Origin of the sequence: Mucilaginibacter sp. 22184, assembly GCF_052045695.1 — a bacterium.
In the GTDB taxonomy this organism is placed as follows: domain Bacteria; phylum Bacteroidota; class Bacteroidia; order Sphingobacteriales; family Sphingobacteriaceae; genus Mucilaginibacter.
In genome coordinates, this window is sequence record NZ_JBQEPI010000006.1 from 72,822 (window position 1) to 87,188 (window position 14,367).

Consider the following 14,367-nt stretch of genomic DNA (forward strand, 5'->3'; position numbering starts at 1 on the left):
ATAAGCTATGAAACATTATCGATTTTCCATACTACTACCCTTATTGTTCGCGGCTTGTACCCAGACCACTTCAGTAACCGATCGTACAACTGAGAACAGGAACAAACAGATCATCCAAACCTATTTTAACGAGGCATGGAACAAGGGCCGGTTGAACGTGCTGGACAGTATTTTAAGCAAGAATTATATCAACCACACCCCATCAACACCTAACCCTCCGAAAGGCCCTGCAGGATTAAAACCTATAATTACGGCCATACGTGCGGGATTTCCGGACTTGCATTATGAAATAAAAGACATTATTGTAACCAACAACAGAGCCGTTGCGCGTGTAGTTATGACCGGAACCCAAACAGGCACCTTATTCGGGATAGCGCCTACCGGGAAGCATGTAGAAGTTAATCAGATCAACATTGAAAAAATTGAGAACGGAAAGATCACAGAACACTGGCGGGTAACCGACGAGCTGGCCATGATGAAACAACTCGGGGTGGTCAAATAAAGTGCGTCAAAAAACTTTTTAAACCTTAAATTTTAACAAATTTCCGCTCAAAAACGGGCTAAAAAAGATTAAAAATCACTCAAAAAAGTCCAAGTTTAACGCTTTTAACAAATTTCAAGGCGATTTTGATGCGTTTTTAAATTTTAAAAAGTATTAAATTTTGAAATCCACTTAAACAAAAAGCAGTTGATTTTTGCTCTGCTATTTTGCGTCATTCTTGCTGACCGACAATAAAGCTAAAACATCATTTTTCAAATGATCGGGTATCAGGATGATGCTTTGGGAAACCTGGCCCATATCCCGGATGCCAACAGGCATTTCCCGCGTTGGCTCGCGGTAACCTTTCAGGATAAAACAACCTTTTTCGTTTTCATATTGCACAGTTATCCGAAGTTCGGTAAGCAATTGGATATCGCGGTAAAGCGTACGCGTGCTGATGCGGAACTTTTCTTTTAAGTAATCAACCGTTACCACCTTTTGGGTTTGTAAAACGGCCAGTACCTCCAATAACCTGTCTGTCCTGTTCATTTGGTTTGTATTGCTATACAAAACTGGTGCAGCGCCGTGACAGCAGTATGTCAGCAGGATTTTTAGAACTGGGGGACTATGGGACTTTGGGGATTGTAGGACTTTGGGGAATAAGGACTTTGGAGAATAAGGATTTGGGGAACAAAGAAAAGATCCTTATTCCTTGTTCCTCTTATCCTTAATGTCCCCACAGGGCCTCTCGGAGAGGACCCTGTGTTTTGAATTGCCAGACGGCGAACCTCAGGGTCCCTTTCAGGAGACCCTAAGGGAACAAAAGTGGCCTATCACCCTGAGCTTGCCGAAGGGTCGCGCGCAGAGGCCTTCCCACCATGCTTCGACAAGCTCAGCATGACACCCCTTTATTGTCATCTTCCCCCTACCCGTATATCTCCTTACTCAAGAAGTCGTTCCTAAACTTTCCTTTTGGGTCAAACTCAGCTACCAGCTTTTTAAAGTCATTGAGTTTTTCGTAGCGCGATTCCAGTACTTTGGGCGCCATGGTAAATATTTTGCCCCAATGTGGGCGGGCGTTAAAGGGTGAAAGTTCTTTTTCAATCAGGGGTAACAGTTTCAATACAGCAGCTGTTTCCTGTTTCCAGGTAAAGTGAATGGTAACTGAGGTTTGATTATGGCAGGGGCTCATCCACAGCTGGTCGGCAGCAATGGTACGGATCTCGGTGATAAACAAATGCGGCCCTATCTGCTTACCTAAACGCGCTATAGCGGTTATGGCTTCTACTGCGTGATTCATCGGCACAAAGTATTCAGATTGCAGTTCCTTACCGCTGCTGGGGGTAAAACCCATTTTAAAGTGTGGCAAGCGCTCATACCAGGGTCCGGGAACGCCCATTTGCTCGGTACAGTTTTCGGCAGAGAGCGCGATAATGGGGTGCACATTTTTGGTGGCGGCTTTGGCGCCATAAAATTCGGGGCCGTTATGATCTTTATCCCTACCGATACGGCTTTTTATCCAAACCTCGTTGATGCTGTCGTGCTGCCAGTCGGTAAATAAACTCACGCTATAACCGGCAGATACTATTTTTTCAAAGTTTTGCTTAACCTGCGCCATGGGCATTTGGGTAAACACCCGCTGCTGCATCATAAAGGTGGGCTCTATCTGTAAGGTAACTTTGGTAACCACCCCGAGCGCACCAAGACCTACCACGGCAGCGTTCAGTTTTTCAGGATTCGCTGCTTTAGATAAGTGAACAATACTGCCATCGGCCTTTACAATTTCCAGGGCGGTAACCGCGCTGGATAGATTACCATTTTTTACACCCGAGCCATGCGTAGCTGTGGTGATTGATCCCGCCACAGAAATATGCGGCAAAGAGGCCAGGTTATTCAGTGCAAAACCCTCTTTATGCAGGTATGGTGCCAGTTCGCCGTATTTGATGCCTCCTTCAACGGTAACAGTATGGGCTTTTTTATCCAGACTTATCACTTTGTTGAGCTCTTTGGTCGAGAGCAGGTTGTCCTTACTATCTGCAATGGTATTAAAACAATGCCTGGTACCCAGCACCTTCAGTTTATCGTATTTTTTAACCAGTTGCTGAACTTCCTGAACCGATTTGGGGTAAAATACATGATTGGTGCTGTAGGTTAGGTTACCAGCCCAGTTTTTTAATCGCGGAGCCTGAGCCCAGCCCTCCAATGATGATAGTAACGGTGTAGCCATTAAGGTAGTGCTTAATTGAATAAATGTTTTTCTTTTCATAGCGCGGCATAATTGGTTACCACAATGTACCCCTAAAAATCAAGAATCAATAGCATTTCAATCAAGATACTTTTTGCCCAACCAGCAATGTTTTGCTGATACATTATTCGCCCGGATAAGATCGGAACGGTAGTAATCGAGTAGCTTTTTCTTTTTCCCCGGCTTAGTGGCTTCTCCCTCGTCAAATTCTTTTGCATGATCAGTTATCACATTGATGTCTAAAACCTCAGTCGATCTTTCAAATGATCTGCTTAGGGCAATGATATCTCTCACTAAAGGAGACTGCAAGTGCATCAACGTATCTCTTTCTATTTTTGGCTGTTCGTTTTGCCCGGTTTTAACAGTGACATTTTGTTTGTTTGCCAGGGGTTGAACCTGTATAAGTATAAGTGCGCGGGGTTCTGTTTTCTGTATCTGTGTGATCATCTGAGGTTTGGCGGCTTGCAATACTTCCTGGTAATAACGTTCGTTAAAGCGCATGGAAATAGCCTCTTCCACGTTCCCGATAATGCCCATGAGCAAAGCCCCCAGACCCACGCCTATCCAATAACTCTTTTTCACCGTAAAAAGCAATAAGGCACCTGCAAATGCCAGCACACTCCAAACTATCCTGATACGCAGCCAGGAATGGTGGGTGCGTTCAACCTTCGGAACCTCTTCTTTAAAAAAAGCTTGTTTGTTCTCCCGGTATAAACGCAACTTTTGGGGCAGCGCTTTCTGGGTTACGTAACCATCGCCAAAACCACCCATGCCCATCACCAGACCAATAACAAGCAAAGGCAGTGATAATCCCTTTAATAAAGATAGCGGTTTGGAAAAACGCCAAAACAATAACCCGACTATTATTAGTAATACGCCAAATGCTGCACCGGTAAAGCCATGCCTTGATTCGGTATGATAGTATTGTGTTATTTTTTGAATAAAATCCATGCTAATGAGTGTAAAATATACAGGCAAAATTGTACAATAAAGAAGGTAGGAGTTTTGGTAGGAAGCTCAATTTTACTTTGCCATAAAGCTCATATATAAGTTACTCATTATTAAAACATTTGAGCTGCAGCATACGTTAAGTAAGTAATCAAAATTAAACCAAGTTACCATTATGAAACATGCATTTATTTTTGGCACCAGCATATTTTTAAGCCGCCAAAACACCCTGACCTACACAGACGGTGATAAAAGCACCGAATTTTTAAAGGTACTCTCATTTTATAAGCACGAACGGGGCTCGGAAGATCAATCGCTCGTTATCGATGCCAATATCACTACCCTATCCGGCGAAGTCATCAAAATAAGCGGCAACCGTCTGGAAAGTGGCCCATCAACTGTGCATGTGGAAACGGATGCTAACCGGGTTTGGGTGTTTCAAACAGGACATCATGAGCCGGTTTTGGATGTATACCAGTTAAATGAGCATGAATTTCATGGTTTAGGCAGTCATATAGTTAACGAAATTGGCGTACAACATCCCGACGCGGTAATCACCATCAAAGGTAATTTTAAGGTTGATGGCGCTCATTTTATGATCGAGAACGAAAAGATGTTCATCAATCATAATGGTTTTGCCAATGGTGTAGAGAATGCGCATGAAGGTATCCTTTTATCGGCAGGCGAGCCAACTCATTAAGCCCCGCAATTAACCCGAATTTGAAATACGCAAGATAGTTTACACACGGATATCCGGGTAATAGGTAATGGAACCATACATTTACTTATTAAACGGATATTCGTTTATCCAGTGAAATCCTCTGCGCATCAGCATAAACTGCTTTTCGTCAAAACGGTTAAGTTTAATTTTCAAAGAGTCTTCCATCCATTTTCCTTTTAACAGCAAAACACCGGGGCGCGGTTGTGTATAGGTGAAGTAAAACTTATCCGATGTATCGGTAACGGTGTTGATAACAACATAATGTATTTGAGTATCTACTTTAAAACCCACATACCTGTTGGTATCGTTCATTAATTTAATCTGCGCGCTATTGCTGTTGCTGATAATCAGCCGTTTCCACCGGGTAGTATCAGTGGCAAGCGGAGCCACGGTATCCTGATTGCGTATAAAACTTTCCACGTTATAAATACCATAAAGCAGCGGTTTTTTGGCTTTTTCGCCATACAAGGATGCCATCTTTATATCGTTGGTAATATTTCCGGCAAGTACGTAGATGATGATCAGGTATTTAATTACAATAAGGCTAATATTTTTCCATCGTTTTTTAAACCGGTGTGGCGAAAGACTGGCGGGTAAGGCTGTTTTATTTAAAAAGAAAACATTGATAAGACGCTCCGCATCACTCAGCAGCAGAAATATACTCATCACGACCAACGCGGTTGATAACAGCTTAACCGGCACATCAAAACAATAATTGATAACCATGATATTACCAGCTACCACCACCCCTAAAAGCGCCCCAAAAAGCGATGTGCGTCTAAAAAACAATAATAAACCGCAAGTAACCTCGGCTATACCAGCAAAGTAATTAAAGCCGGTAGAGTAACCAATGTACGTCCAGGCTAATCCCATAGGGGATGAATCACCGTAAGGTTGCGATAATCTGACGAGGGAGGGTGTTGGAAATTGCAATTTAATAACTTTAACAAAGCCGTACTCCAGCATCATGATGCCTAAATAAAAACGTACAATTACGGTAAGCCAGTAATACAGTTTACTGTAGTTGCGTGCTTTTCTATCCAACAAGGTCCATATAATGGCGGCTATTACTGACAAGGTAAATATCAACAGCAGCATAATATAATCATACCGTGTATCGCCGCTGCCACCCGTAAATGCGGTGATCGGTCTGGCCAGGTTAAGCACATGTTTTGCAAACCAGATGATAAAACTGTGCTGAGTTTCCGTAAGCAGTCCAACAACCGGATTTGGATAAGCTCCGTTAGGATTAAAAAAAATAAAACTTAGAAGAAAGATTAACACAAAGCGAAATCCGGCTTTTTTTTGGGCTGACCAGTAAACGGGTTCGGCAATAGTTGTAGTCATGATAAAGGGTAGAGTTTGGGTGCGATAATTTAGATATTATTTTGATAAAATGGTTAGTGTGTAGATGCCTGTATTTTTAAACCTTTGATTAAGTTTAAACCTACAGGTTGTTTTTGGGTCTTGGTTTATTTGTTTGAACATTTTTTTCACGGGTTTAAGCTTCAAAACCTTAGGGTTAATTAACTTTTGAATAACTTTGCCTTTATTTTCATCTTCGGTTTAAACTGAATTGTGTAAATTGAAGATGCTTTTATAAGTGTATAACCAAAATGGCCCCCAATAACGATAAGCTATTTACTGCTGATGATTCCGAGCTTTGGGATCTGTTTAGGGATGGCGATGAAGTGGCCTATACCCAGCTTATACAAAAATATTCCAAGCCTCTTTTTAACTACGGCTACCGCATTTATCAGGACAAAGATTTTCTAAAAGATTGTATCCAGGATGTGTTCCTGGAGTTATGGAACCGAAGGCTGCGCATCAGCCCCACGCCTGCTGTAAAATGGTATTTATTTAAAGCCATCCGCCTCAGGATATTCCGCGAACAATCTAAATGGAACCGGAGCGAGGCACTCGACGAAAGCTATGAGTTCCTGGTTGAATTCAATATCGAATCAAAAATGATAATCGACCTGGAAACCATAACCTTAAGCTCCAGGATTCAACAGGTACTAAACGCCCTGCCCCCGCGCCAGCGCGAGATCATGTACTTACGTTTTTATGAGAACCTTGACTTTGATAACATCGCGCAGATCATGGAAATCAGCAAACAATCGGTTCATAACCTGTTGCAAAAGGCCTATAAAAACTTCAGGGCCGAATGGGTTGTGCTGATCATCGCCTTTTCGAACCTGAATTTGTAAAATTATACAATTGTTTATCAGACAGTTATAACAAATTCACAAAAAACTTCCATTTTTTTATCCCTTAGGAGGGTAATATTCAGCCTTTTCGGAATATATAGGGTAATAACCAATTGAATCTGTTCCAGGTGACCAACTATACGAATTACGAAGTCGAAGACTTTTTGCATGACGATTTTTTTATTGACTGGGTTTTAAAAAACCAGCCACACCACCAGGCTTTCTGGGAGCAATGGCTTGCTGAAAACCCCGGCAGAAAGAAGACCGTCGATCAGGCACGCGCCATTATCCTGGCTATAAGGGTTAACCCTTTAACGGAAGAGCTGACTAATGCCGAGGTAAACGCTATGGCAACAAACATTTACCAGCAAGCTATTGAACAATATGAGCCCGCTGTGATCAAACAACGGTTTTACCAAACCGGTTGGTTTCGTGTTGCAGCTACGGTGATATTGGTTGCCGGTGCAGGCTTTTTGTTTTTTAAGAAGTATCGTCAACCTGTTTCCTCTCAAGCCGATCCGTTTTTACAGGTGATCAATCATACCCCAAAATCAAAACTGGTGCGCATGAGTGATGGCAGTCTTGCCGTTTTAAAACCAGGCTCCGGATTAAAATACCTGCGCTCATTTCATGATAAAAGAGAGGTTTTTTTAGATGGAGAAGCCTTTTTTGAGATACACAAAAATCCACAGATGCCTTTCCGGGTGCATAGCCACGATATGGTAGTGCAGGTATTGGGTACCAGCTTTACCGTAACAAGCAGGCGCAACAACCAAAATTTTAAAGTGGTGGTAAATACCGGCAAAGTATTGGTTTACAATCAAAAGGAAGTAACCAAAGAGGGTAAACGCCAACATGAGGTTATTCTTACGCCAAACCAACAGGTAACCGTTGCTGATAAACAGTTAAGCTTTAAAAAAGAAACACTCGCTATTCCATTGACCCTGTCAAAAGAAATGGCGCAAAAAGAATTTACATTCGATAACGCTCCCTTATCAGCAGTTATCGACCGGATAAATAAGGACTACGATGTAAATATTGAGTACGACAAAGCCAAACTGGGCGGCATCAGCCTCACCATATCTATTTCTGACAGGCCGCTTGACGAAAAAGTTAAGCTGATATGCAAGGCTATTAATGCCACCTGCCAATTTATTGATGGCCGCATTATTATCAACGGTCAAAACCCAAACCCTATACCAACCAATTAACCTATTATTAAACCTATTGAATATGATGAGAGAAAGAAATACTTAAACCCACCTAAAAAACAAACCGGCAATATTTGCGGTACTGCCGGTCCAAATGTTTAGCCCCACAAATGATGGATACTCATTTACTGTAACCTCTTGCAAAGGTTGAGCGGGGCTTTTTTGTCAAGTTATTAACGAATCATTAACTCTAACCAAATTTATGAAATATAAACCTATACTCGTAAAAATAATGAAGATCACATTTTTACAGTTAACATTAAGTCTCTCATTATTAGGAAGCGCAATTGCAAAAGATAGTAAGGCACAGGCTATTTTAAATACAAAGATCACGGTAAGCGAAAATAACACCGCGTTAAAAACAGTAATTAAAAGGCTGGAAGAAAAATACCATATTAACTTTGTGTTTAGCCCGGCACTGATCAATGATAATCAAAAGGTTAACGCCTCGTTTACAGAAAAAACCTTAGGCAACGTGTTAACCGATCTGTTTACGCCGCTTAACCTGGCTTATGAAGTTTCGGGCGACGTGATCATCATCAAAAACAACCCTCCCACAGTGGTTAACAAACGAGCCGACCTGGATATGAACCAGGCTCCTGTTACGGGTAATGTTAAGGATGATAAAGGTTTGGCAGTTCCTGGTGTTACGGTAACCATTAAGGGTACCAGAACCGGAACCGTTACAGATATTAATGGTAACTTTTCACTAAATGTAAGCCCGGGCACAGCATTGGTTTTCACCGCTATAGGTTTTGAAACCAAAGAAGTACTTGCCACAACCGAGCCTCTGAAAATTACCCTGGTAACATCGAATAACAGCCTTGCCGAAATCGTAGTGGTAGGTACAACCTTCAAAAAAGGCGACCTTACCGGCTCTGTAAGTAACGTAGATTCCAAAACGTTACAGGAACGCACAGTTACCAATGTTAGCAGCGCCTTGCAGGGTCGTGTGGCTGGCGTATTTATAGGTGGCGGCTCCAAACCAAGCGACGACCCCGTGATCAAGATCCGTGGTACCAACACCATCAACTCCGGCTCAACCCCTATTTATGTAGTAGACGGTTTGATCATGGAAAACAACCTTGGTGGCTTTAATTCCATCAACATGAACGATGTGGAAACGGTATCCATATTGAAAGACGCTTCGGCTACTGCCCTTTACGGTTCGCGTGGTGCCAATGGTGTTGTGGTTATCACCACCAAAAAAGGCAAAAAATCACCTGGCGATGGTACCATTAGCTATGATGCCTGGGCCGGCTTCTCTAACTATGCCAACAGGCCCGAAACCATGAGTGCCCAACAGTTATTTGATTTACGCGTGGATGCCTATGCTAACGGTTACATCAAAGATAATCCTAACGCCAACAGACAGGATTACATTAACAATACCTTGCTTAAAACCAACTTAGCTTTCTCACAACAAGAATTTGACACTTATAACAGCGGTAAAACCTACGACTGGCTTAAAGCTATTTCGCAGACCGGCTATCAGCAAAACCATGCTTTAAGCTTTGCAGGTGGTACCGAAAGAGGCTCATTTTACCTGAGTTTGGGCTATGCCGGTACAAAAGGGATTATACAAACCTTAACTCAAAACAAATATAGTGGTCGTTTTAATGCGGATTACCTGGTTAAAAAATGGTTAAAAATTGGCACCAATACCGGCTTTACCCGTACTGACGATCATCTGCCCGATGACGATGCGTACAACCAGGCCATTAATGCCAACCCACTTTTAAATTATGATCCGTACCGTGCTGCAGCTACCAGGTATACGCCTAATTACTTAACCGTGTATTACCGTGCGCTTGGTCAAAACAGCAACAATAGTTTTAACCCGTTCAACGCGCTTGATATTACCCGCAGGCAAAACCGCAACCGCCTGTCAATATCAAACTTTATCAATGTAAACCCGATAACGGGTTTGGATATACGTTCAACCTTTTCTGTTGATTACGGGCAGCAAAGCTACTCTACGTTTACACCAAACAACATCCAGGAAGCTATCCGGAATTACAATGGCGATGCACGGGCCAAAGCCGAACGCTGGAATGACCTGTACTGGCAATGGGATAATACCGCTACCTATAGTAAAACCTTTAATTCCAGACACCGCATTACTGCGTTGTTGGGTACCAGTGCCAGCAAACGCACCTCCGATTATACTTTGGCGCAAGGCGACCGTTTCGCCAGCAACGACCTGTTATACTATGACCTGAATGGTGCGGCCGCCCAGGACAAAACAACCATAGGATCAACCTTTTACGCTTACTCCATCTTTTCGGTGATCGCTCGTTTTACCTACAGCTTTGATGATAAGTATTTCGTGACTGCTACCGCACGTGATGACGGTTCATCCAGGTTTGCGCCGGGACATCAGTATGGTATTTTCCCATCAGCTTCGGTAAAATGGGATGTTGTTAAAGAAGATTTCATGAAACAGCAGAAAATATTTAACCAATTGGCTCTGCGTGTGGGTTATGGCGTTGTAGGTAACCAGGATATCACCAATTATGCTTTCCAGACGTTGTATGGTTCAAAAGTTAACAACAACAACGCATTATTGGCAAATGATGGCCTGAAGGGCAACCCGGATCTCACCTGGGAAAGGCAAAAACAAGCCAATCTTGGTTTAGATATGGCTTTCCTGAACTCGCGCCTGTCTGTTACTGCCGACGCGTTTTACATCAATAATGATAACTTGCTGCTTGATCGTCAACTGGCTACCACTACCGGTTATACGCATCAGTTGCAAAACGTGGGTCGTGTAAATAACAAAGGCGTCGATCTTTCATTAAGCGGCCAGGTAGTTAAAAGCAAAGATTGGAACTGGTCATTATCCGGCAATATATCTTTTGCCAAAAACACGGTAAAACAATTATATGGCAATGCCCAGCAGATCTATAACATATCTGGCAGCACCATACAGCGTGAAGGCAATTTATTTGTTGACCAGCCGCTGCACGGTATCTATACCCTTCGTTCGGGCGGTATAGCGCAGGAATCAAACCGCGCTGAGTGGCAGGGCCTTAACTACAATGGTAAAACAGTAGGTCTGGGCGATCTGTTTGCGCTTGATGTTTCGGGCCCTAACGGCGTTAAAGATGGTATTGTTAACCAGTATGACCTGCAGATTGTTGGTAACGAAGATCCGAAATACTACGGTGGCTTTGCAACCGATGTTTCTTACAAGGGGATAACTTTAAACGCGGTGTTTGTTTACTCGCATGGCGCCAAAAAGATCAGCGGTTATTATGAAGGTCTGATCAACAGCGTGGGTTCAAGCATGGCTTCAACCGATCTGTTAAACCGCTGGACACCAACCAACACCAATACCAATATTCCCCGCGTAATTGACAATACCAGTTACAACCGGTACAACCCGTCCGATCTGGACTATGCCATTCAGGATGCCTCGTATCTGCGTTTATCGGCATTGACTTTAGGCTATAACCTGCCTCAAAAACTACTAAACAGCTGGCATGCCAACCGCGTACGGATTTATGCTACAGGTTCAAACCTGTTCTGTATTACAAAATACAAAGGCCTTGATCCGGAAACCGGCGATTACGGTTATCCACCGGTACGGACATTTGTTCTTGGGGTAAATTTTGGATTTTAAACTTCAATGCAAAAGATCATGAAAAAAACCATTATAAATATATGCATTGCAGGAACAGTAATATGTTCGGCTTCCTGCAAAAAATTCCTGAAAGAGGATAGTTTAACCAAACTGGACGAAAGTAAGGTATACTCAGATATAGGCCTGGTACAAACCAGCTTGAAAGGCGTATATGCCAGCTGGTTAAATAACCGTGTAGATGAGCAGGGAACCGTTTTGATGATGGGTACCGACGAAACCCAACAAGGTGCCTATCAAATGAAAAGCGATGCCTCCAAAGGTGGATTGGACAGGTACGACGGCAACCTGAACTCGCTGCAAGGCCAGGTAACAACTCAGTGGAACCTCCGCTGGCCCCTGGTGAATGAGGCAGCCAAAATCATTAACGGGGTTGATAAACCTACACTGCAGGCAGGCTCTGTAGAAGCAGGCATTGTAGGTGAAGCCAGTTTCATCCGTGGCTTTATTGACTATGAGCTGGCCATGTACTGGGGCGAAATACCCATCAGGGACCTGAGCCGCGAATCGCAACTGGGTTTTAAACGCCAGCCGCTTAAAGATGTATGGACATTTATTATCGCCGATTTAACTAAGGCCGCGGCTTTTTGTCCGGACAAAAATGCCGCAGGCAGGGCAACAAGCGGCGCAGCCCTGGCTATGCTGGGTAAAGCTTATATGTCGGCCCCCGTGTCAACCGGCTTGCGCGATTTTGACAAAGCCCGTGACTGCTTTGAAAAAATGATGGGCAGATACAGCCTGGTACCTTATGCCGATCTGTGGGACTATAACAAACCCAACACGGCCGAATCGATATTCGAATTTCAATATAGCCCGGTATCTCCCAACAATAATAAAGTACAATTCCAGATAGGCTCGCGCGCGGTACAGAACACCTTTGGCGATGGCTGTTATTACTCGGGCTACGACAAGATAGTTCCTACAATACATGCCTATGAAACCGTTGCCAATGGTGGTATATGGGAAGATGGTGATGTGCGCCGTAACGAAAGCATCCGTTATGATTTTACCTATTATGGCGTTACGCCAACGCTCGACATTATTTCATGGGAAGGTTTGGGCAATGATTTTGATGAGCTAAAACCGCACATAAAAAAATATGAGGATTTCCGTACCGATACCCATAGCGGTCTGGGGTACAACAACATGTACAACTCAGGTAAAGATATGCCCATACTGCGTTTAGCCGATATTAAATTATGCTATGCCGAATGTTTAAATGAGCTGAACAGAACAGGCGAAGCTGTTACCGTGGTTAACCAGGTACGGGCACGCGCCTGGGGCGGTACACTGCCGGGCGATAAAGCATGGGGCGCGATGTCGCAGGCCGATTTCCGTACCAATATCATGGACGAACGTACCCGTGAACTTTTCGCGGAATGCTGGCGTCGTATTGATTTACTCCGTACCGGAACATTTGTTGATCGTGTTAAAAAGTATAATAAATGGACGGCGCAATCCGGAACCATCCAGGCATTTAACGCGCTTTATCCAATACCAGACACTGAGTTAAAGCTGAATACCGAAATAACACCACAAGATCAAAATCCGGGTTATCATTAATCCGGGATCACAGATCAAAATAAAAGAGGCTGTTTCCATTTTTGGGAACAGCCTCTTTTGCTATGCGATAATTAGTCGCGGCATCAGTTCACGATATTATTGTGCTTAAAGCTAAAGTACTCAATAAATTTCTTGAACCGTTTTTCCGATTTGATGAATTGCTCTAACAGGGCCAACTGATTTTGCGCCCTTACCAGGTTTTGCAATGGATAGGTGGTGTGATAATAGATATCGTCATTTAAAAAATCGGTCAGGAACCGGAGCACCTGCATATAGATCATGTATTTGCCCGAGTAAGTAAAATATTCCTTCTCCACAGGAGTCAGGGCTGAACCCATAGCCGAAATATATCCTTTATAAATAGCATAAAAACATTCTTCGTTGATCTGGATCTTTGAAAAATCACGTTCCTCTTCGTTGGCTGGCGAAAGGTAGGTACGCAGCATATCACCAACATCGCTCAAAAAGTACCCCGGCATCACCGTATCCAGGTCGATCACACACAAACCGTTATGATCCTGATCAAACAACACATTACTGATCTTGGTATCATGATGTATCACCCGCAAGGGCAGCAACTGGCGGTCGATCAGTTGCATATAGGTAAATAATATACCTTGGTACTTATAAATATCATTAATAGCAGCAGCGGCTACAGCCAATTTATCGGCCCCTGCAGTGGAGCAAGCCTCTTTAAATTGGTCGAACCGTAATTTAAGATCATGAAACCGGGGCAAAGTATAATGCAGTTTATCCAAGTCAAAACCACGCAGCAAATAGGTAAATTTCCCAAACTGGTGGGCGGCCTCAAAGGCTTCCTGCTGATTTTTAATTTCGGTTATGGTTACCGAGTTATCAATAAAAGGAAAAAGCCGGTAATACTCCTTTTTGTTATTTATTTCAACCAAACGATCGCCTGTCAGGGTGGGTATTGGCGCCACAAAAAGGTAATCGGGTGCGGTTTGTTTAAGATGATCTGCCAACAGAGCCATATTTTCTGCAATGGCTTCCGGATTTTTAAAAACGTACGGATTAATACGCTGAAGGATATAATTTTTTGGCCCGCTAACCTTCCAGGTATGGTTAATCAACCCCGCACCAAAGCTTTTTATAATATAGTTATTGGCATCGAGTCCGTATAGTTCCAGGATCTGGTCAAGCATCATTTAAGGCAAATTTTAGTCAAACGTAATTAATTACTGATGAAAAAACATGCGCAAACGTTTGTGCTTCTTTATTTTACACAAGCTAATCACCTTAACAAAAGGTCATTACAAAAAGCAACAATATTCATAACGACAATATGATAAAATATTACCGGTTAACGTTATTCAGAAGAATTAAC

General features: G+C 43.0%; 11 protein-coding genes. 6 read left to right on the plus strand and 5 right to left on the minus strand.

What is annotated here, in order from left to right; all coding sequences use genetic code 11:
• Positions 1 to 7: 7 nt before the first annotated feature.
• Complete coding sequence (locus tag ACTJKG_RS14365) at positions 8 to 502, plus strand: ester cyclase (protein WP_172333732.1); 495 nt, start codon at positions 8 to 10, stop codon at positions 500 to 502.
• A 201-nt stretch (positions 503 to 703) separates the two neighbouring features.
• Here ACTJKG_RS14365 and ACTJKG_RS14370 read toward each other — a convergent pair whose 3' ends face one another.
• The 3 genes from ACTJKG_RS14370 to ACTJKG_RS14380 all read right to left on the minus strand — a co-directional run bounded on the left by ACTJKG_RS14370 (position 704) and on the right by ACTJKG_RS14380 (position 3,677).
• Positions 704 to 1,030: an HTH domain-containing protein gene (locus tag ACTJKG_RS14370; RefSeq protein WP_172333733.1), complete on the minus strand. Its 327-nt coding sequence runs from the start codon at positions 1,028 to 1,030 to the stop codon at positions 704 to 706.
• A 376-nt stretch (positions 1,031 to 1,406) separates the two neighbouring features.
• Positions 1,407 to 2,747: an FAD-binding protein gene (locus ACTJKG_RS14375; protein WP_440739617.1), complete on the minus strand. Its 1,341-nt coding sequence runs from the start codon at positions 2,745 to 2,747 to the stop codon at positions 1,407 to 1,409.
• A 57-nt stretch (positions 2,748 to 2,804) separates the two neighbouring features.
• Positions 2,805 to 3,677: a hypothetical protein gene (locus ACTJKG_RS14380; protein ID WP_440739618.1), complete on the minus strand. Its 873-nt coding sequence runs from the start codon at positions 3,675 to 3,677 to the stop codon at positions 2,805 to 2,807.
• Positions 3,678 to 3,849: 172 nt separating this feature from the next.
• Here ACTJKG_RS14380 and ACTJKG_RS14385 point away from each other — a divergent pair, with 172 nt between their 5' ends.
• Positions 3,850 to 4,374: a hypothetical protein gene (locus ACTJKG_RS14385; RefSeq protein WP_172333736.1), complete on the plus strand. Its 525-nt coding sequence runs from the start codon at positions 3,850 to 3,852 to the stop codon at positions 4,372 to 4,374.
• Between the two features lie 81 nt (positions 4,375 to 4,455).
• Here the strand turns inward: ACTJKG_RS14385 and ACTJKG_RS14390 are convergent, their stop codons facing one another.
• Positions 4,456 to 5,742: a hypothetical protein gene (locus ACTJKG_RS14390; RefSeq protein WP_440739619.1), complete on the minus strand. Its 1,287-nt coding sequence runs from the start codon at positions 5,740 to 5,742 to the stop codon at positions 4,456 to 4,458.
• A 269-nt stretch (positions 5,743 to 6,011) separates the two neighbouring features.
• Here ACTJKG_RS14390 and ACTJKG_RS14395 point away from each other — a divergent pair, with 269 nt between their 5' ends.
• The 4 genes from ACTJKG_RS14395 to ACTJKG_RS14410 all read left to right on the plus strand — a co-directional run bounded on the left by ACTJKG_RS14395 (position 6,012) and on the right by ACTJKG_RS14410 (position 13,022).
• Positions 6,012 to 6,605 (plus strand): RNA polymerase sigma factor, encoded by a 594-nt coding sequence (locus tag ACTJKG_RS14395; RefSeq protein WP_172333739.1) that lies wholly within the window; start codon positions 6,012 to 6,014, stop codon positions 6,603 to 6,605.
• Between the two features lie 113 nt (positions 6,606 to 6,718).
• Entirely contained in the window at positions 6,719 to 7,816 is a 1,098-nt protein-coding gene (locus tag ACTJKG_RS14400) for a FecR family protein (protein WP_440739620.1), read from the plus strand.
• Positions 7,817 to 8,048: 232 nt separating this feature from the next.
• A complete protein-coding gene (locus tag ACTJKG_RS14405) occupies positions 8,049 to 11,441 on the plus strand; it encodes a TonB-dependent receptor (protein WP_440739621.1) in 3,393 nt (1,130 codons plus the stop codon).
• An 18-nt stretch (positions 11,442 to 11,459) separates the two neighbouring features.
• Entirely contained in the window at positions 11,460 to 13,022 is a 1,563-nt protein-coding gene (locus tag ACTJKG_RS14410; protein WP_172333741.1) for a RagB/SusD family nutrient uptake outer membrane protein, read from the plus strand.
• Positions 13,023 to 13,105: 83 nt separating this feature from the next.
• Here the strand turns inward: ACTJKG_RS14410 and ACTJKG_RS14415 are convergent, their stop codons facing one another.
• Positions 13,106 to 14,188: a phosphotransferase enzyme family protein gene (locus ACTJKG_RS14415; protein WP_440739622.1), complete on the minus strand. Its 1,083-nt coding sequence runs from the start codon at positions 14,186 to 14,188 to the stop codon at positions 13,106 to 13,108.
• Positions 14,189 to 14,367 lie beyond the last annotated feature (179 nt).